The organism is Selenomonas sp. WCT3 (assembly GCA_900100835.1).
Lineage (GTDB): Bacteria > Bacillota > Negativicutes > Selenomonadales > Selenomonadaceae > Selenomonas_A > Selenomonas_A ruminantium_E.
Genome location: FNCM01000008.1, coordinates 1 through 17913 on the forward strand (window position 1 = coordinate 1; position 17913 = coordinate 17913).

Below are 17913 nucleotides of genomic sequence, written 5' to 3' on the forward strand. Positions count from 1 at the left end.
AACGGCATGTGGCAGGACATCGCCTACGATGCGGATAAAAACATAACGAGCCTTACCGTAGCAACACCGGATAAAATCCTGGCCCAGAATACCTATCGCTATGACGGCAATGGCCAAAGAATCGAGAAAGAGGAACTTGCAGGCAAGACGCTCTACACCTATGACAGCTTGAACCGTTTGCAGCAGGCCGAATACCCGAAGTATACAGAGCGATTCACCTACGATAACGCCGGCAACCGCCTGACCCGGACGGTCAAGGACATCGAAGAACAGTATATCTACGATGTCAACAACCGGCTGACAAAGCAAACCGTCAACGGTCAAGTGGAAACCTACCGCTACGATAACGCAGGCAATCTGCTCCAAGATGAAAACAACACCTACGAATACGATGATTTCCGCAGAACCAGCAAAGTGACCACCAAGACTGGCCTGACGCAAATAAACCGCTACGATGCCGAAGGCCTGCGTCATGAAATGGAAGAAAACGGCAAGCTCGTACAGTTTATCTTCAACGAAAACAAGGAAGTGGTAACAGAAGAAACAGATGGTAACATCACAAGGTTAATCCGCACCAGCGACCTCTGGGCGATGGAAGCCAACCCCGAGAAAACCTGGTACCACTACGCCAGCGACGAACAGGGAAGTAGTATCTTCATAACAGATGAACAAGCTGACGTAAAGAACCGCTATACCTACGATGCGTTTGGCAATACAATAGAATCGGAAGAACAGATTCCCAATCGCTATCAATACACAGGTCAGCAGCTAGACCCAATAACCCAGCAATACTACCTGCGTGCCAGATACTATAATCCAGCAATCGCTAGATTCACACAGGAAGACGAGTATCACGGCGATGGGCTGAACTTATATGCCTACTGTGCGAATAACCCGGTGGATTATTATGATCCGAGTGGGTATGCTAATCAAAAGTTACAATATAAGCAAGTAATAAGAGATATAGAGGAACAGACTGGGAGAAAAATACCACAAAATCAACGAGAAGAATTAAAAAGGATATTAAAAGAAAAAGAGTTCTCTAAATTGGAAGGTGGAGAGAAACAAGAACATAGAAAACTGTTTAACGAAAATAAAGAAAAATTGATAAAAGAATGGGAGATGAATACGGGGCAAAAGTGGCCTGTATATAAAGAAGACGTTTTTGGTTCTACAGGTAGAAGAGGGAGAAAAGCAGGAAGTAAATATGATGCACATGAAATTATACCGAATTCATTTGGCGGACCGATAGAATGGTACAATATACATCCCGCTAAGTGGCCCAATGAGCATCAAGGTGGAATACATAGATCGGGAGGGGCTTGGCAGAAAATGTTCGGTAGAAGAAAATAGTTTTTAAGGAGTTGGTTTGCATGTATGAAAAATATTTAAATTGTGTACATAAGAATGATATAATAAAAAAAGATTGGGGGGAGGGGCTAGTTTTTTTTGAAATTCGTAATGTCGAAAATGAAATTAAGTATGTAGAACAAGAATTGAATTTTAATTTACCATTAGAGTTAAAAAAATTATATAACGAATTAGGATATGGATTTATATCAAAATATAATGATTATTATTTTAATAGGTTTATATCACCAATTGAGATATACGATTTTTATAAAGGCAATAATGAATATGAAAATGATGAAAGACGTGAATATTATCCATTTGATGAAAATAATATTATTTTTTATGAGGTCTCTGAAACTGTTTTTTTAACGCTCAAATTAGATGGCGATGGCGTTTATTATTTCGATGAGAAAATTGCAAAATCTATACCGGATTTTATAGAAAAAATGTTAAGACACCATAATTATTATATTCATCAACAATAAGCATTTGAAAAATAAAAAATGCTGAATATATTCAAGGGCCATGAAATGATGGGGGTCATGGCTCTTTTTGAGTGTGTTATGGCAAACTAATCAAATTCCAAGACCGCAATGGTATAACGAATGAGTACCAGTGGAATGTCTGCGGAAGTCTCGTTGAGCGCAAGGCAGGCGACTTGCGTAACAGCTATGAATATGCGCCGAACGGCCAGCTTATAGCGTCCATCGCAGGCGGTATGGACTACCGCTACACCTACGACAAAGACGGCCTGCTGCTCACCAAGAAAGCCAGCGGCAGGACGCTATTGGCCTATACCTATGACGAACTTGGGCGCAAGACCAGTCAGACAGACATCACGGGCCGAAAAAGTCAACTACAAATTTGACAAGTCAAATCGCTTAGCGGATATATGTAACGAAATTGACCGATCAATTGTCAAATTTATCCGCGATGTCGATGGCGCCATCCAAAAGATAACCCATGCCAACGGCATGTGGCAGGATATCACCTACGGCAAAGATTCTAGGAAAGAGCTGATATATTGTTAGGAGAAGTTGCTACGGGGTTAGCAGGAGAATGTCACTTTTTTATCGAAATGGAGACGAAAGCGAAAAAGTCTGTTGGGTAAGGATAGTGATTTTATGCAAGATGAGGTGTGTGCATGGTATCGTTGGATTGGTCAGGCGATGCGGGAGGTACAACGCGGTAGTAGTGGTGTGGAGTCGGCGGTGGTGCGGTTGGTGAACGGACTTATTGACCAGTCCATTCATTGGATGGTCAGTGACCTGCATCTTGAACCTATGGAAGGCGGGATGCGGGTAAGGTACCGGCGGGATGGAATCCTGCAGGAGGATGCGCGTAAGCTGCCGAAAAATATAGAGACGGCTGTTGTTTCGCGCATCAAGGTGATGGCCGGGATGGATATCGCACAACGTCAGCGGCCACAGGATGGCCACATACGCTATGAGCAGGATGGACAAAAAACGCTGGACATTCGCGTGGCATCTATGCCGGTAACTTGTGGTGAGATGATGGTTCTGCGCTTTATGAATCTTGAGGATGAGATGTTGAAGGTAGCAGAGCTGGGATTCTCGGAGACGAATCAGCAAAAGTTTGAGATGCTTATCCATGCGCCAGCAGGATTGTTGGTAATCTGCGGGCCGATGAACTCGGGGAAAACAACTACGCTATATGCGGCGATGAATGCCCTGAATGGGTCGGATTGCAGTTTGATTACGTTGGAAGACCCCGTAGAGCGGGAATTGCCAGGAGTCAATCAAGTGCAGATGAATCCGAAAGCTGGTCTTGATTATGTGACAGGCCTTCGGGCTGTTCTCCGGCAGGATGTGGAAAAGGTACTGTTGGGGGAAATTCGTGACAGCCAAACTGCGGAGTTGGCTGTTCGCATTGCGTTGACGGGGCATTTGCTTATGACGACTTTGCACACCGAGGATGCGACGGCGGTAATTTTCCGGCTGTTGGAGATGGGGGTTAAGCCGTATCTGTTGGCAGCAACCTTGTCGGGAATTGTGGCCCAGCGGCTGGTGCGCTGCCTTTGTCCGGAGTGTCGCTGTTCGTATGTGGTGGAGGAAGGATCCTGTGAAGCAGCTTTGTTGGGGGATTGTTATGAACCAGGATTGGTGCTATGGCATGGTAAGGGATGCAAACATTGTGGCGGAACCGGTTATTCTGGACGGATGGCCCTTCATGAGGTGTTAGTTATGGATGATTGTCTGCGTCAGGCGTTGCTTCATCAATGCGAGCGTCAGGAATTTTCACGTATTGCTGCCGCGCAGGGGATGGAATCCCTTTGGCAGGATGGTTTGCAGAAAGTAAAAGCGGGCGTTACTACTTTGGCGGAGGTTCGCAGGGTACTTTATGGCAGTTGAGTAAATTTCTTTTGAATAGGACTAGGAGGATAACAATGGAAATCTATGGACATAATGTAACAACTTGGTATTTAGTCATTTTGAATGTAGTGGCTATCCTCATTTATGGCTGGGATAAGGTATGTGCGATGCGCCAATGGTGGCGTGTGCCAGAATTGACTCTTTTGCTTTTTGCACTGGCAGGGGGGAGCATCGGGGCAATGATAGCGATTCAGGTGTTTCATCATAAGACGCTGCATTGGAAATTTAAATATGGTGTGCCGTTGATACTCATCTTACAGGTGGCCGGGCTGATGTATCTCTTTTGGCAAAATTGATGCGCATAAAAAACAGCCATGCAGACTCGTGATTACCTGCATGGCTGTATGTGTACTGGTATTTATGGTTCGATGCTGGTGCTTTCTTTGGGAAGCAGTCCTTTGTAGTGGAAATACATCCACAATTGCAAAGGCAGCATCAAAATGAAATAGACGGTGGCAACGGCCGTCAGTTCAAATATATTGAAAATTTGCATGGATAGGTAGTCCCACCACATGAGGGTTAATATTACGACTACGATGCCATCAAAGAGCAGCCAGCTCGATGTTTTGAAGCCTCGAGTTCCTTGGGTGAAGGGCGGTTTCAATGATGCTATGGTGGTGCTGCCAGTCCGTTTTGCCCATTGGTCATGGATGGACCAACAGATGGAAAGCACGCTGGCCGTGGCCGTCAGCCATATAAGCGAAACGATGTAGATGGTACCAAAAATATGAAATAAATAGGGGCTTTGCATCAGGCCATTATGGAATAGATAGATAAGTACGACAGCCTCAAGGATAATACCGAATTTGATGAATTTTAGTGAGGCATAATAGCAAGTGGCAAGGAAGGACAGTTCTTCCGGCCATTCAATCAGGGGACTCTGCCAGCCCTCTTTCCGGGACTCTAGATAAAATCCCACAGCCCCGGCAAATACAAATACCTCTATTTTGTGCTGTTCATCTACGACAAATAATGCCAGCAATACCAGCCCGATGTATATTAGATAGCGGGCTGAAGTCATAAAGTTTTCTTCCTCATTCATTTTATCAACACCTCCGAAGATAGCCTAGCAGTTCATTCTTAGGTCTTGATAAAAATGGAAAGAGAATCGAATTAAAAGATTGGTTTGGGAATATACGCTAGCAGAGCAGGAGGGATAAGGATGCAGGCGATACAGCAGGGGAAGGATGGAATCTATCGTTGGGTCTATGAATTGAATTTATATACGAATCCAACCATTTTCTTTTTGGTCAGCAAAATATTCTTAGGTATTGGTCTAGGGCTCTTCTTCTTTATCCAAGTGTTGGTAATGATAGAGGATGGTTTCCAATTGGACCAATTGCTTGATAGTATTGTCATGCTTGCCGCAGGGCTTGTGGGAATATTGGTTTTGGTTGCTGTGGGCTATTTGGTTTATGCTTTTATCATGGGCGGGAAATATTGTGTGTTGTTTGAGATGGATGAGCGAGGCGTGAAACATACCCAGTTGCCGCATCAGGTGAAAAAAGCGCAGGTCATTGGCGTGTTGGCCGTTATGACAGGTGCGGCCGCAGGAAATCTCACTACAATGGGCTCCGGTCTGCTTGCGGCTTCGCATACTTATTTGTACTCTGAGTTTGCCAAGGTGAAAAGCATGGAAATCTTGCGGAAGCGAAATCTCATAAAGTTAAACGAACCGTTGAATTACAATCAGGTTTATGTCGATGCGGATAATTTTGATTTTGTGTTGAATTTTATTCAGGCAAGAGTTGGGAAAAATAATTAGAAAACATTAAAAAATACATTGGAAAAAAATTGACGGTAGAATGACCTCGATAGTGACCGGAAGACCATGAAGTATCATGCGCGCATTTATGAGAACGACCAGATTGTCATGCTGCAGCCCGATGATTAACCGGCAGTAAGGATTAACAAAACAACCTCGTAAGAGGGCAGGGCATAAAGAAAAGCACTTCCGGTTGGAGGTGCTTTTTTCATGCAGGTATTTGGTTGTGTATGTAGAAGATGTACTATGTCGATAGAGAATGCGAGGTGAAGATATGGGGGATGAAGGAGATTGGCAGAAGATGTTGGCGCTTGAGCAGGGGCTTATTTTGGTAAAAAATGACGACCTGCGGTATACATTGATTGCAAGAGAAGAATACTTTGAACATGCGCCGAGTAGCAGCCCGATAGGAAAAATGGCTAAAGCTATAGTATAAAAAGTATATATCTAGCATACATTTGTATATGGGTAAAATTTACTGAGAACTTCTTGACATACACCGTTTTATCAAATGATATTGCTATTGTTCCAGTATGGGAATATAATCATATAGAAAGCTAGTCAAGAAGGAGGACATTATGAGCTTTATATCTGCCAAGGAAGCTGCTATTAAATGGGGGATCTCCCAGCGGCGAGTTTCTACCTTATGTGCTGAAAAGCGGATACACAATGCGGAACGGGTGGGTAATGTGTGGATCATTCCTGCGGACGCACAGAAGCCCGAGGACGCGCGGAGCCTGCGGTATGTGGAGCATCCCCAGCTGGGGGTAAGGCCCTTTTTGAAATGGGCTGGCGGCAAAGGTCAGCTCTTGCAGGAGATTTCTGCCTACTACCCCTTTACAGAGGGGCAGTATACCAAGTATGCGGAGCCTTTTGTGGGTGGCGGTGCCGTGCTGTTCGATGTACTCAATCAGTTTGATTTGGAGGCTGTTTACATCAGTGACGTGAACCAGGAACTGATTGGAGCCTACAAGTCCATCCGGGATCATGTAGACGAGCTGGTGGCTCTGTTGAAAGTGTATCAGGATGATTTTTTGCCCAAAGGCACGGATGAACGCAAAGCCTACTATATGGAAATGCGTGCCCGTTTTAATGAATTGAAGCTGGCTGGCCGGGAAGAAGATCAGGTGGAACGTGCTGCCATTATGATTTTCCTCAACAAAACATGTTTCAACGGTCTGTACCGGGTTAACAAGAAAGGGGCTTACAACGTGCCAATGGGTGCCTATAAGCGGCCATTGATTTGTGATGAGGACAATTTGCGTGGCATTGCCGTAAACCTCCAAAATGTGGAGATTGTCTGCGGGGATTACCAACAGGTACGAGATTTTATTGACGAGCATACATTTGTATATTTCGATCCGCCATACCGCCCGCTTACTGCTACGGCCAGCTTTACTTCCTACACAGCGGACTGCTTTAATGATGATGATCAGATTACCCTGGCCAAATTCGTTGACGAAATGGCGGCCAAGGGTGCCAAAGTCGTCGTGAGGAAAGATAACAGTTATATGTATATTGGATAAAAATGCCGGAGGTATCTGCATGGACATACATATGAATGCAGAATTAGGATTAAACTACCATAGCCCTCAGCAGCAAGCACGAGTCATAACAGAATCATGGGCAGCTGAAAATATGTATTGTGTCATGTGTGGCGAACCGCACTTAGAGCATTTGCAAAATAATAAGCCGGTAGCTGATTTAATTTGCCCCAACTGCCAAAATACGTTTGAGTTAAAGAGTCATAATGGTCATTATGGTTCGATGATAGCCGATGGAGCCTATGAAACTATGATGTCTAGACTGCTAGATAATAATAATCCGCATCTGTTAGTTATGGAATATAATCGGCCTACATATATGGTGGATAATCTTTGGATTATCCCTAGTTATTTCTTTACTACAGAAATCATCATCAAGCGTAAGCCATTGCCACCAACAGCTCGCCGTGCGGGATGGACAGGATGTAATATTGCGTGGAAGAATATCCCTGTACAGGGTAAAATTCCAATCATTTACCAACAGGAAATTATAGATCCAAAATTCGTGCGTGAAAAGGTGTTTGCTACAACGACATTATCCACGGCAAAAATCCAGACTCGCGGCTGGCTGATGGATGTACTTTATTGTCTGGAACAAATGGGGAAAGAATATTTCACGCTTCGCGATGTATATCGTTTTACGGATTATTTGCAGAAACGCCATCGAGAAAATCACAATGTTCAGCCTAAAATTCGCCAGCAGTTGCAATTTTTACGGGATAAAGGTTTTGTAGAATTTTTAGGCAGAGGTGAATATCGGTTAAAGAATAATAGCTGAACATATTTTTACTTAGAGGTGCTGAAAGGTGAAATTTAACTTAACAATTCAAGAAATATATGAGAAAAAGGTAACAGTAGAAGCTGAAAGTTGGCAGGAAGCTTTAATGAACACAATAAAAAGTAATGATAGAGGTGAACTTATAACAACAAATGATGATTTAAGGGAATGTAATATAGATGTTGAAGGTTGGCCATATCAAATTTTTGATAAGTGGACGATTGAAGATGTGGAAAAATACGTTAATAACAATATTCACTGGTCTGAAATGAATTTAACAGAAAATGAAATGCGTCAGTCACTATATATAATGAGTCAAAACAAAGGAACAAAAGGATTTAGCAAGGAAAAATTAGACAAAAGTTTAGCGATTGTGGTAAACAATAGATAAGTCCCACTACTCTAAGGATGGCGATTGTGTCCTTGACCAGTTCGCCGGGGGCGGTACCACGCTGGTGGAGGCCAAATTACTAAACCGTAATATTATTGGCGTGGACGTCAATGATGTGGCACTGGAACGCTGCCGGGAAAAAATTGACTTTGAGCATGAAGGCGCTAATGGCAAGGTTTATCTGAAAAAAGGCGATGCTCGGAATTTATCGTTTATCAAAAACGATCATGTAGATCTTATCTGCACGCATCCTCCCTATGCTGATATTATCAAGTATAGTGAAGATATCGAAGAAGACCTGTCCCGATTGAAGATTGCTGATTTTCTGGAAGAAATGAAAAAGGTAGCCAGTGAATGCTATCGGGTACTCAAAAAAGATAAGTTCTGCGCTATCTTAATGGGAGATACTCGAAAAAAAGGGTGCATGGTGCCTTTGTCCTTTGATGTGATGAAGATTTTTGAAGATGCTGGCTTTACGTTGAAGGAGCTCATTATTAAAGAGCAGCATAACTGTCGAGCGACAGGATATTGGAAGAATAATAGTGTGAAGTATAATTTTTTGCTTATTGCTCATGAGTATTTGTTTGTGTTTAAGAAAATAAGTAAATAGCTATTCTTATAAATATAAACTATAATGAGGAGGAATGTTATATGCCAAATACATATGAAACTCCAAAAGATGTAACAATTAAATATTATAAAAAACTCGAAGAAACAATTGACGATTGTCACGAGTATACAATTTTTATAAAAGGTAATCAATATAAGAGGCTTCCACTAGATGCGAATGTACGTGAGCCAGATGTAAAAAAATCAAAACCATATAAAGATATGATAGAAACATTGTCTAATAAACCGGAAAATTTTTTTGAAAATAACCTTGGCATATCAATTATAGCGAATGATGTAAAAGAGCAATCAAAGAATAAATTATTATTAACGTTCAATAGTGGAACGGGGATTTTGAATGGTGGTCATACGCAGCAGGCAATACTAGATGCGCAACAGGAACATGATATTTCATCTGCAACAATTAAACTTATGGTAAAAGTAAAAGAGTATTCGTCTAGGAGGATTGCCGAAATAGCTACGGCTCAAAATAGTTGTACTGGAGTTAAAGAGTATTCATTAGCAGAAAAGCTGGGGTTATTTGCCAAAATAAAGAAATATATGGATGATGATAAGAGGAAGCATATAATATGGTACGAAGGATGCAAAGTGTCCGGTGATAGAGGTATGAATCCACAGGAACTAATTGCAATTCTTAATGTGTTTAATATTATGCTGTATACTAGTCCGTATTCTGAGCAAACGGGGCAACCAACAAAAAGTGCAACCTCGCCAAGTGCTACATTTAAGAGATGGGAAACTATAGAGCAAAGTAATACGCCGGAACACTTTGATATATTATATCCGTTGATTAATGATATATTGGATTTATATGAACTTATTTTAAGGAGATTTCATGAAGGTAGTAATATGACATCATTGACTATCATAAAGGAGACAGCTCCCAAACCGTTGGTTTTTTCCAATGGGGAATGTACCTATGGGATACCAAAGCAAATGTTATTTCCAATATTAGCTGCATATCGTGCTAATATTTGGTATGAACCTGGAACAAAGAAAATTGGATGGTGTGAAAATAACGAGGATGTTTTTAATAAGTATAATAAAGAATTGTGTCAAAAGTTGCGGGCATCATTTAAGGCGAATGGTAATCAAGTTAATAGGTTATCAAAAGATCCAGCTATTTGGGAAAATTTATATGTAACATTAAGAGACCATATAGATAAAAGTAAGAGGGATAAAATATATGAATTATAGGAGAAAAGATACAACTGATAAGTCATTGAAATTGTGTAATAATAGTTGTGTGATTTGCGGTTGGCATAAGATGGATTACAAAGGGAATAGTTTGGTGGAAGGAGCACATATAAGAGATTATTCTGACGCTCCAGAAATAGATGATTATAAAAATATAATTGCATTGTGCCCTAACCATCATAGAGAATTTGATGCAGGTAATTTTTACATAGATCCAGATACTAGAATTGTATATTTTTATGATGATGATGAATATAATTATGAAAATATATCTAGCAGGATAAAATATGTAGATAAAAGATATCTTATTTATAAAAAATCAAAGATAGAAGAAATGCGGAAGGCTTCACAACGGGGATAATATGGTAGGAAAATCCATGGGATTTTATTGAGATAGTATATAACGAATCAGTTAAAGTCGAATATAATGGACCCGTGGATTTAGATCAGTGTTTGATATTTTTAGCGCGCATGATATAATAACCGAACAAAATGGAGGTCATAATCATGCTAAGAAAAAAGTACACTGCTGAATTCAAGACGAAGGTCATCCTATATATACTACAAGGGGACAAAGAGTTTAACAAGATATGTGCCGAGCATAATCTTAACCCCAGCATGGTCAGAAAATGGAAGCAGGATTTTCTGCAGAATGCCCATCTTGCCTTTGATGCCACTGCTGAGCGCAAAAATGCTCAGAGAAAGGAGGATGACCTGAAGAAGAAAACGACCAGATGCTGAAAACAATTGGCCAGCTAACATTGGAACGTGATTTTCTTCAGGTTTGCTTTCGCCAAGCTGGAGAAGTCCTGCCTAAACTGCCGGACTTTGCTCCAAAGAGATAATGGGCTGTCTGTTCGCCAATAATGTGAACTTCTTGGCCTCAACCGTTCCAGCGTCTACTACGAATTCACAAAGCCCGATAAAGCCTGTCGAATGCTGGAAGATGAGCTTATGAAATGCATCGATTACTGGCATATAAAATGCCCTTATTTAGGCTCTCGCAAAATCCTCGACAAAGTGCGAAAGGAAGGCTATGCCATAGGCCGCAAGAAAGTCCGGCGACTCATGTATGAAATGGGCTTTACAGCCATATATCCCAAAATCAATTTGTTCAAGCAAAATTTCAAAGAGGCTGTTGTGCCATATCTGTTGTGTAATTATAAGATGAACTTTCCCAATCAGGTCTGGTCCAGCGACATAACTGAAGTTGTCAATAATAGTTGATGGCAGTGAGGTTAAGGTATAAGAAAAGCACTTCCGGTTGGAGGTGCTTTTTTCATGCAGGTATTTGGTTGTGTATGTAGAAGAATGTACAATATCTTAAATAGTCTAAGTGATAGCCAGGAGTCAGGGGAGCTTGGGGTAAGGGAGGATGTTGTATATGGATGATCCGCAGGGGTATATCTACATCATGACGAATCCATCTTTTCCAACGTATGTTAAAATCGGTTATGCCGATGATGTTGGCAGGAGACTCGCGCAGCTCAATCAAAGCGAATGTACGCCGTTTGCTTTTCGTGTTTATGCAACCTATGCTGTGAGGGAACGGTTGCAAGATTTGACGCTGCATCGGCTGATTGACCAGTTGAATCCGAGTTTGCGGTCTATCGAAAATGTCAACGGCCATATTCGCACGAGAGAATTCTATGCCATGTCGGCAGAGGAAGCCTATAATATATTGGAGTCAATAGCTGGCATATTTGGTACAACAGACCGTCTTTGCAAGTGGAAAATGACTGTGGAGCAGCAGGCAGAGGAAGAAACAGCCAATGAGGTGGAAGAGGTACGGCGGGAACGGTTGACGCCTTTTTCGTTCACATTGTGTCAAATTCTCGTTGGTGAGTCTGTGGAATATTGCAATCCGTATTCGTCTGAGGATGCGCATAATGGCGAGCTGTGTATGGTGACGGATGAAAAGCATGTAACTTATGATGGCAAGAAGTATTCCTTGTCAGCTTTAGCGACTATGTTTACTAATAGCAAATGGTCAGTAGCAGGCCCAAGATATTTTAAGTATAACGGGGAATGGCTGATGGACGTTAGGACTCGGCTGGGGGTATGAATATGGGCGAGGATATAAGTTGGCAGGTTTTCATCAATAAAGCAATCGAAAAAGAGGCGTCGGATATTCATTTGACCGTAGGCCAGCGGCCGCATTTGCGCTGTGATAGTGTCTTGGTGCCTATGGATGACCGCCCGTTGACGGAGCAGTTTATGTCAGAGTTCTGTTCGGTCATTATGAGTGAGGAACAGAGGGCGCGGCTAGTAAGGGCAAAGGATATTGACTTGTCATGGAGCTTTGCGGGACGGCGGTTTCGTGTCAATGCGTATTATCAGCAGGGCTTTCCTGCGCTGGCCATCCGCCTGCTGCCGGAGAGGATTCCGAGTCTTGCGGAGATTGGGGCGCCAAAAGCCTGGCAGAAGATGAAGAAACTGGACCAGGGGCTTATCCTGGTGACGGGCCGGACGGGCTCCGGCAAGACCACGACGCTGGCGGCCTTTATCGAGGAGCTTAATCAAGAGAAATCGTATCATATCATCACGTTGGAAGACCCGGTGGAGTTTCTTTATGAGCCGAAGCGGTGTTTTATCAGTCAGCGGGAATTGGGCCGTGATTTTTTTTCTTTTTCCCAGGCACTTCGCAGTACTTTACGGGAGATGCCAGATGTCATTCTGGTTGGGGAGATTCGCGACCAGGAGACCATGAAGACGGCGCTGATGGCTGCGGCGTCGGGGGCGTTGGTGTTGGGGACGTTGCATACGCTGTCGGCAATGGAGGCGGTCATGCGCATTGAGGGCATGTTTCCGCTGGACCAGCAGGATTCGATTCGCGCGCAGGTGGCAGAGGTGCTGGTGGGCGTCTTTGCTCAGCGGTTGTTGCCCTGTATCCGTGGGGGCCGGGTGTGCAGGGCGGAGGTACTGCTGACGAATCCAGCGGTGCAGAGCCTGATTCGTCAGGGCAAATACAGCCAGTTGGAGTCGGTGATGATGAGTCATCAAGAGCAGGGTATGCAGACGGAAAAGGCAGCCTGTGAGCAGCTTTGCCGGGCGGGCCTTATCGCGCGGGATTTTGGAGCGGATTTCCGGCTGGGCCGGATAGGAGGCTGACAGCATGGCATCTTATGCGTATGAAGCGCGGAATCGAAGCGGTGAACGATTTACAGGTAAAATAAAAGCCGCCTCGTTAAGAGAGGCGGCTCATCAGATTCGGGCAAAAGGATTATGGGTGGCAAATTTGCGGGAGCTAGAGCCAGCAAGCTTGCCACCCGCTGAAGCAAGTTCCAAAAGTTCGTTTTTGACCATCTCGTCTCAGCCGTCTCGGCTGGAGGTGGTGCTTTTTTGCCGGCAGCTGGCGGTGATGCTTTCGGCTGGTTTGCCGGTTCATGAGGCCTTGAAGGCGTTGTGTCAGCCGGATGGCAGCGGAGCTTATCAGCAGATGCTCAGCAGGCTGTTAACAGATGTCATACAGGGAAAGTCGCTACACGAGGCGCTACAGGGGGTCCCTAAGGTGTTTTCCACTCGTATCGTCAGTATGGTCAAGGCAGGAGAAGCTGCTGGTTCGCTGGATGTCATGTTCCTGCGGCTGGCAGATTTTCTGGAGAAATCCTTTGCGGCTCGGGAAAAGCTAAAGTCGGTGCTGTTATATCCTCTTATTTTGGGGGTGACAACTTTGCTGGCGCTGCTGGGCATAACCGTTTTTATTTTGCCGACCTTTGCTGCGATGCTATCGGATTTTCGAGCGGAGCTGCCACTGCCGACGAAGCTCTTATTGGATTTTTCGGCGCTAATCCAGCAGGATGGCATGGTGGTTTTACTATGTATGGGGCTGTTGGTACTAGCGTCGGTGGCGGCCTGGCATCAGCCCGTCATCCGCTGTGTTCTTGATGCTTGGCGGCTTAGGATTCCGCTGTATGGGCGGCTCCTTTGTTATGCGGAGTGGCAGATGCTGCTGGGAACGCTTTCGGTGCTGCTGGCAAATGGAATATGTCTGCATGAGGCGTTGAAGCTGTTGCCAGAAGCAACGAACAATCACTATTTGCGGGCGGTTGTCTCGTCGGCGTGTTCGGCGGTGGAGCGCGGAACGTCGCTATGGGATGCCTGGCACCGGTGTGAGGCCTTTCCCGAGGTGTTGGGGGAAATGGTCAGGGCCGGGGAAAAGTCTGGTGAGTTGGAAGGCATGTTGGAAAAAGGTGCTGGGCTTTGTGGGGTGATTGCGGAAAACGAATCGGCCCGGCTGCAATCGCTGGCAGAGCCGGCAGCGATTTTTATCGTGGGAGGATTGGTTTTCTTTTTTGCCCTGTCGGTGCTATTGCCACTGCTGGGGATGATGGAAGCTCTATCATAAGATGGAGCTTTTATTTTTTTCCCTTGATGTGGTTGCCCATATAGCGGTAATAGGTTTCGCGCATTTCTTTCCGGCTTTGGGCTGCGGGCCAGAGCTGGCCTAAGGCACCTTGGCGCATGCCGGCGGCGAGGTGGTCATAGCAGTCGGGAATGGACTGGTTAAGTTTTGCGATGAGTTCTTTTACCGTTTGACGGCTGGTGTTGCCATCGTGGGGGCAGGGATTCTTGACCGGGTCAAAGCCGTGGAATGCCTGGGCGTCGATGATTTCCTGTTCGCGGAAATAAACGAGGGGCCGGATGACGGTGATATCGGTGCGGTCTAAATAGGTCACCGGCGTGAAGGTATGAAGCTGCCCAGAGTATAGGAGCCCCATAAAGAAGGTTTCCACAGCGTCGTCGTTATGATGGGCATAGGCGATTTTTTTGATGCCGTGTTCGTTGGCGTAGCGGTTCATGGCGCCGCGGCGGAAAAAAGCGCAGGTAAAGCAGGGGCTTTTGTAGCTGGTTTCGGCCATGGCTCCTTCGATATCCACATCGATGACCTCGTAGGGAATCTCGATTTCCTGCATGAATTTACGGGCTCGGTCGATATCAAAAAAAGCAGGTTGCCCCTTTTCGTCTTTAAACATCGGATTGATGGTCAAAGCGGACAGTTGGAATTTTTTATGTAAACGCTGCTGGAGGATTTTCATGGCATAGGCGAGAAAAATGCTGTCCTTGCCGCCTGAAATTCCCAGCAGGATGTGGTCGCCGTCCTGAATCATATCAAATTCAACAACGGCGCGTAACAGTTTGCTGAAATAGGATTGGGGAAGATTGATTTTCATAGCTACCTCTTTTTCTTTGCTAAAATTGGACAATAGGTTTATTATAACGGAAAAGGGTTTTGATTAAAAGGAGGAACTTATCGTCGTATGAGCAATCGTCACATATTAGCTGTTGTCATGATGGCTTCGTTTCTTACTCCTTTTTCCGGCAGTGCGTTGATTCTTTCGCTGCCTGGGATGGGGCGGGAGTTTCAAGTGGGGGCGGAAACTTTAAGCTGGGTGATTGAGATATATCTGATTACCTCGCTAGCCTTTTTGCTTCCCATGGGACGCGCCGCCGACCGTTGGGGCAAGGTGCTGGTATTTGAGCTGGGAAATTTCCTGTTTATGTTGTTCTCCTTTTTGCCGGTGCTGTTTGATTCCTTTGCCCTGCTATTGTTGGCTCGCGGGCTGCAGGGGCTGGGTTCCTCCATGATTTTTGCTACCAGCACCTCTATCCTGGCCGATGCGTATCCTGGGAAGAATCGCGGCAAGGCTATGGGCTGGATGGTTTCGGTGGTTTATGCCGGACTGTCCTTTGGGCCGGTGATTGGCGGTTTTATGAATGATGGCCTTGGCTGGCGGAGTTTGTTCTGGTTTATGGCCTTTTATGCGGGGCTGGTTTTGCTGGTGGCCCTTCGGGGGTTAGGGCCTAAAGGGCATCAGCCAAGACCGCCGCAAGGGGCGATGCCGAAGATTTCCCTGCGGCTGTTTACCGAGAATCGGGAGTTTTCCCTGTCCTGTCTTACGGCGATGCTGAACTACAGTGCTACCTTTGCCATTAGTTTCCTGCTTTCCCTTTATTTGCAGAGTGTGCTAGGCATCAGTGCGAAAATGACGGGCTTTATTCTGCTGACGCAGCCAGTTATCATGATGGTGCTGTCCCCGCTGACGGGGGCTTTGTCCGACCATAAGCCAGCCTCGCTTTTATGCTCGATTGGCATGGGCATCATCACTTTAGGGTTGCTTATGCTGGCCGTGCTGGTGGGAAAGCAGGCTTTGTGGCCGGTCATCCCCAGCATTATGGGCATTGGTGTCGGCTTTGCCTTTTTCGCTGCGCCCAATAATAATGCCATTATGAGTTCGCTGCCTCGGGAGTATTACAATATGGCTTCTTCGCTGCTCAGTACCATGCGCATGAGTGGGCAGGTGTTGAGTATGGCGCTGGTGACGGTGATTCTCTCCCTCAATTGGCCGGAGCTTTCGCCTGGGGAACTGCTTACTCGCAATATCGTGATTTCCTTTGTTTTCTTTTCGGTACTTTGCTTTGCTGGTGTCATTCCGTCCCTGTTGCGTGGGAAATCGTCAAAAGGACTTTACAGGTGAGTAGTTGCGTAGTATCCTAAAGTGGTCTTTGTGGAAAGGGGATATATATGCGCTTATTTCGCTGGGGATACCAGTTATCGCCATTTCAGATTATCATGCTGAGCTTCCTGTTGTTGATTGCATTGGGAACCTTTGCACTGATGCTGCCGATGGCAACAAAGAGCGGCCAGCCGGCTCCGTTTTTGACGGCGCTTTTCACCACCGTTTCGGCGGCTTGTGTGACCGGGCTGACCTTGGAAAACACGGCCCTGTATTGGTCGGGGGTTGGTCAGTTCATTATCCTGCTGCTCATTCAGATTGGCGGCCTTGGGGTCGTGACAATGGCTGTGGCGATTGTCATGGCGTCAGGCCGCCGCATTGATTTGATGCAGCGCAGTACGATGCAGGAAGCCATCGCGGCGCCGCAGTTGGGCGGTATTGTCCGTATTTTGCGCTTTATTTTGAAGTTTACGGTTTTTGTCGAGGGATTGGGAGCAGCGATCCTTCTCCCGGTTTTTGCCCGGGATTATGGATGGGCAGATGGTCTGTGGATGGCGTTTTTTCATTCTGTTTCGGCTTTTTGTAATGCGGGCTTTGACCTCATGGGAGAGCGTGGCGGCGGTTCGCTGATGGGCTATGCCGGAGACCCCTGGGTCAATATGACGATAATGGGGCTCATCATAGCGGGGGGCCTGGGGTTCATAACTTGGGCGGATCTTCATTGGAATGGACTGCGCTTTTCCCGTTATCGCCTGCAGACGAAGATTATTCTGCTGATGACAGCTGGTCTTATTTTTATTCCAGCGATGCTGTTTTTCCTTTTGGAGTTTCAGGATTTCCAAGAAGAAATTCGTCTATTTCAGGCATTGTTTCAGTCGGTAACCGCCAGAACGGCTGGGTTTAACACGGTGGATATCAATCTGCTCAGTGAATCGGGACGGCTCATGCTGGTGGTGCTGATGCTCATCGGTGGTGCTCCTGGGTCGACGGCGGGTGGTATCAAGGCTACGACCGCATTTGTGTTGCTGACCTCGGCTTTTGCTTCCTTGCGGCGCAAGCGGGATGTGACGTTTTTTTCCCGCCGCATTGCGGAAGAGACGAATCAGCAGGCCTTGACGATTTTTTTGATGTATTTGCTGCTCTTCGTGGGGAGCAGTTGGCTCATCAGCGTGTTGGATGGTTTTTCGATGGTGGATTGTATGGTGGAGACAGCTTCGGCCCTTGGCACTGTTGGGCTGTCCATCGGTTTGACGGAAAAACTATCGGCATTATCCCAGCTGATTTTGATTCTACTGATGTATTTTGGGCGCGTAGGTGCGCTTACGATGATTTATGCGCTGAACAAGCGAAGTATTCCCGTTACGGGGCGTCTGCCCCAGGAGAAAATTACCGTCGGCTGACGGC

General features: G+C 45.4%; 23 protein-coding genes. 20 read left to right on the forward strand and 3 right to left on the reverse strand.

Annotation, left to right across the window (positions count from 1 at the left end; genetic code table 11):
* The 5 genes from BLQ36_RS08165 to BLQ36_RS08185 form a co-directional block, all read left to right on the forward strand.
* On the forward strand, positions 1–1353 hold a 1353-nt coding region (locus BLQ36_RS08165), incomplete at its 5' end, for an RHS repeat domain-containing protein (protein ID WP_318260956.1).
* Between the two features lie 20 nt (positions 1354–1373).
* Positions 1374–1838 (forward strand): SMI1/KNR4 family protein, encoded by a 465-nt coding sequence (locus BLQ36_RS08170; protein WP_074515137.1) that lies wholly within the window; start codon positions 1374–1376, stop codon positions 1836–1838.
* A gap of 71 nt (positions 1839–1909) precedes the next feature.
* A complete protein-coding gene (locus BLQ36_RS08175; protein ID WP_074515138.1) occupies positions 1910–2221 on the forward strand; it encodes an RHS repeat domain-containing protein in 312 nt (103 codons plus the stop codon).
* A gap of 256 nt (positions 2222–2477) precedes the next feature.
* Positions 2478–3725, forward strand: coding sequence for a GspE/PulE family protein (locus BLQ36_RS08180; protein WP_074515139.1), 1248 nt, complete (start codon positions 2478–2480; stop codon positions 3723–3725).
* A 35-nt stretch (positions 3726–3760) separates the two neighbouring features.
* Positions 3761–4042 (forward strand): DUF1294 domain-containing protein, encoded by a 282-nt coding sequence (locus BLQ36_RS08185; protein ID WP_074515140.1) that lies wholly within the window; start codon positions 3761–3763, stop codon positions 4040–4042.
* Between the two features lie 62 nt (positions 4043–4104).
* Here the strand turns inward: BLQ36_RS08185 and BLQ36_RS13425 are convergent, their stop codons facing one another.
* Positions 4105–4788 carry a hypothetical protein gene (locus tag BLQ36_RS13425; protein ID WP_074515141.1) on the reverse strand — a complete coding sequence of 228 codons (684 nt, stop codon included), beginning with the start codon at positions 4786–4788 and terminating at the stop codon, positions 4105–4107.
* 120 nt (positions 4789–4908) lie between these two features.
* Between BLQ36_RS13425 and BLQ36_RS08195 the strand changes: the two genes are divergently transcribed.
* From BLQ36_RS08195 to BLQ36_RS08230, 9 genes are all read left to right on the forward strand, one after another.
* Positions 4909–5511, forward strand: a complete 603-nt coding sequence (locus BLQ36_RS08195) for a hypothetical protein (protein WP_074515142.1) — start codon at positions 4909–4911, stop codon at positions 5509–5511.
* A gap of 274 nt (positions 5512–5785) precedes the next feature.
* Positions 5786–5947, forward strand: coding sequence for a hypothetical protein (locus tag BLQ36_RS13430; protein ID WP_180364850.1), 162 nt, complete (start codon positions 5786–5788; stop codon positions 5945–5947).
* Between the two features lie 142 nt (positions 5948–6089).
* Positions 6090–7037 carry a DNA adenine methylase gene (locus BLQ36_RS08200; RefSeq protein WP_074515143.1) on the forward strand — a complete coding sequence of 316 codons (948 nt, stop codon included), beginning with the start codon at positions 6090–6092 and terminating at the stop codon, positions 7035–7037.
* Between the two features lie 19 nt (positions 7038–7056).
* A complete protein-coding gene (locus BLQ36_RS08205; RefSeq protein WP_074515144.1) occupies positions 7057–7833 on the forward strand; it encodes a DpnI domain-containing protein in 777 nt (258 codons plus the stop codon).
* Positions 7834–7861: 28 nt separating this feature from the next.
* A complete protein-coding gene (locus tag BLQ36_RS08210) occupies positions 7862–8224 on the forward strand; it encodes a DpnD/PcfM family protein (RefSeq protein WP_074515145.1) in 363 nt (120 codons plus the stop codon).
* Positions 8217–8834, forward strand: a complete 618-nt coding sequence (locus BLQ36_RS08215) for a DNA methyltransferase (protein WP_081342284.1) — start codon at positions 8217–8219, stop codon at positions 8832–8834. The genes BLQ36_RS08210 and BLQ36_RS08215 overlap by 8 nt, the downstream gene beginning before the upstream one ends.
* A 41-nt stretch (positions 8835–8875) precedes the next feature.
* Positions 8876–10051: an AIPR family protein gene (locus BLQ36_RS08220; protein WP_074515146.1), complete on the forward strand. Its 1176-nt coding sequence runs from the start codon at positions 8876–8878 to the stop codon at positions 10049–10051.
* Positions 10041–10412 (forward strand): HNH endonuclease signature motif containing protein, encoded by a 372-nt coding sequence (locus BLQ36_RS08225; protein WP_074515147.1) that lies wholly within the window; start codon positions 10041–10043, stop codon positions 10410–10412. The genes BLQ36_RS08220 and BLQ36_RS08225 overlap by 11 nt, the downstream gene beginning before the upstream one ends.
* Positions 10413–10558: 146 nt before the next feature.
* Entirely contained in the window at positions 10559–10792 is a 234-nt protein-coding gene (locus BLQ36_RS08230; protein WP_218970073.1) for a transposase, read from the forward strand.
* Between the two features lie 72 nt (positions 10793–10864).
* Here the strand turns inward: BLQ36_RS08230 and BLQ36_RS13435 are convergent, their stop codons facing one another.
* On the reverse strand, positions 10865–11029 hold the full coding sequence (locus BLQ36_RS13435) for a hypothetical protein (protein ID WP_180364849.1): 165 nt from the start codon (positions 11027–11029) through the stop codon (positions 10865–10867).
* Between BLQ36_RS13435 and BLQ36_RS13660 the strand changes: the two genes are divergently transcribed.
* The 4 genes from BLQ36_RS13660 (at position 11006) to BLQ36_RS08250 (ending at position 14399) form a co-directional block, all read left to right on the forward strand.
* Complete coding sequence (locus BLQ36_RS13660) at positions 11006–11278, forward strand: IS3 family transposase (RefSeq protein WP_180364851.1); 273 nt, start codon at positions 11006–11008, stop codon at positions 11276–11278. The genes BLQ36_RS13435 and BLQ36_RS13660 overlap by 24 nt on opposite strands.
* Positions 11279–11435: 157 nt before the next feature.
* On the forward strand, positions 11436–12116 hold the full coding sequence (locus BLQ36_RS08240) for a GIY-YIG nuclease family protein (RefSeq protein WP_074515149.1): 681 nt from the start codon (positions 11436–11438) through the stop codon (positions 12114–12116).
* 2 nt (positions 12117–12118) lie between these two features.
* Positions 12119–13162 carry a PilT/PilU family type 4a pilus ATPase gene (locus BLQ36_RS08245; protein WP_074515150.1) on the forward strand — a complete coding sequence of 348 codons (1044 nt, stop codon included), beginning with the start codon at positions 12119–12121 and terminating at the stop codon, positions 13160–13162.
* Between the two features lie 4 nt (positions 13163–13166).
* Complete coding sequence (locus BLQ36_RS08250) at positions 13167–14399, forward strand: type II secretion system F family protein (protein WP_074515151.1); 1233 nt, start codon at positions 13167–13169, stop codon at positions 14397–14399.
* Positions 14400–14409: 10 nt separating this feature from the next.
* Here the strand turns inward: BLQ36_RS08250 and BLQ36_RS08255 are convergent, their stop codons facing one another.
* Positions 14410–15225: a tRNA 2-thiocytidine biosynthesis TtcA family protein gene (locus BLQ36_RS08255; RefSeq protein WP_074515152.1), complete on the reverse strand. Its 816-nt coding sequence runs from the start codon at positions 15223–15225 to the stop codon at positions 14410–14412.
* A gap of 87 nt (positions 15226–15312) precedes the next feature.
* On the opposite strand from BLQ36_RS08255, the gene BLQ36_RS08260 reads away from it, so the two are divergent.
* On the forward strand, positions 15313–16530 hold the full coding sequence (locus tag BLQ36_RS08260) for an MFS transporter (RefSeq protein ID WP_074515153.1): 1218 nt from the start codon (positions 15313–15315) through the stop codon (positions 16528–16530).
* Between the two features lie 47 nt (positions 16531–16577).
* Positions 16578–17909 carry a TrkH family potassium uptake protein gene (locus BLQ36_RS08265; protein ID WP_074515154.1) on the forward strand — a complete coding sequence of 444 codons (1332 nt, stop codon included), beginning with the start codon at positions 16578–16580 and terminating at the stop codon, positions 17907–17909.
* The last annotated feature ends 4 nt before the right edge of the window (positions 17910–17913 follow it).

Excerpts from the sequence above, each read along its gene's own strand:
- BLQ36_RS08170 (WP_074515137.1), top strand. The coding sequence starts at position 1,374 with ATGTATGAAAAATATTTAAATTGTGTACATAAGAATGATATAATAAAA.
- BLQ36_RS08180 (WP_074515139.1), top strand. The coding sequence starts at position 2,478 with ATGCAAGATGAGGTGTGTGCATGGTATCGTTGGATTGGTCAGGCGATG.
- BLQ36_RS08185 (WP_074515140.1), top strand. The coding sequence starts at position 3,761 with ATGGAAATCTATGGACATAATGTAACAACTTGGTATTTAGTCATTTTG.
- BLQ36_RS13425 (WP_074515141.1), bottom strand. The coding sequence starts at position 4,788 with ATGAATGAGGAAGAAAACTTTATGACTTCAGCCCGCTATCTAATATAC.
- BLQ36_RS08195 (WP_074515142.1), top strand. The coding sequence starts at position 4,909 with ATGCAGGCGATACAGCAGGGGAAGGATGGAATCTATCGTTGGGTCTAT.
- BLQ36_RS13430 (WP_180364850.1), top strand. The coding sequence starts at position 5,786 with ATGGGGGATGAAGGAGATTGGCAGAAGATGTTGGCGCTTGAGCAGGGG.
- BLQ36_RS08200 (WP_074515143.1), top strand. The coding sequence starts at position 6,090 with ATGAGCTTTATATCTGCCAAGGAAGCTGCTATTAAATGGGGGATCTCC.
- BLQ36_RS08205 (WP_074515144.1), top strand. The coding sequence starts at position 7,057 with ATGGACATACATATGAATGCAGAATTAGGATTAAACTACCATAGCCCT.
- BLQ36_RS08220 (WP_074515146.1), top strand. The coding sequence starts at position 8,876 with ATGCCAAATACATATGAAACTCCAAAAGATGTAACAATTAAATATTAT.
- BLQ36_RS08225 (WP_074515147.1), top strand. The coding sequence starts at position 10,041 with ATGAATTATAGGAGAAAAGATACAACTGATAAGTCATTGAAATTGTGT.
- BLQ36_RS08230 (WP_218970073.1), top strand. The coding sequence starts at position 10,559 with ATGCTAAGAAAAAAGTACACTGCTGAATTCAAGACGAAGGTCATCCTA.
- BLQ36_RS13660 (WP_180364851.1), top strand. The coding sequence starts at position 11,006 with ATGAAATGCATCGATTACTGGCATATAAAATGCCCTTATTTAGGCTCT.
- BLQ36_RS13435 (WP_180364849.1), bottom strand. The coding sequence starts at position 11,029 with ATGCCAGTAATCGATGCATTTCATAAGCTCATCTTCCAGCATTCGACA.
- BLQ36_RS08240 (WP_074515149.1), top strand. The coding sequence starts at position 11,436 with ATGGATGATCCGCAGGGGTATATCTACATCATGACGAATCCATCTTTT.
- BLQ36_RS08245 (WP_074515150.1), top strand. The coding sequence starts at position 12,119 with ATGGGCGAGGATATAAGTTGGCAGGTTTTCATCAATAAAGCAATCGAA.
- BLQ36_RS08250 (WP_074515151.1), top strand. The coding sequence starts at position 13,167 with ATGGCATCTTATGCGTATGAAGCGCGGAATCGAAGCGGTGAACGATTT.
- BLQ36_RS08255 (WP_074515152.1), bottom strand. The coding sequence starts at position 15,225 with ATGAAAATCAATCTTCCCCAATCCTATTTCAGCAAACTGTTACGCGCC.
- BLQ36_RS08260 (WP_074515153.1), top strand. The coding sequence starts at position 15,313 with ATGAGCAATCGTCACATATTAGCTGTTGTCATGATGGCTTCGTTTCTT.
- BLQ36_RS08265 (WP_074515154.1), top strand. The coding sequence starts at position 16,578 with ATGCGCTTATTTCGCTGGGGATACCAGTTATCGCCATTTCAGATTATC.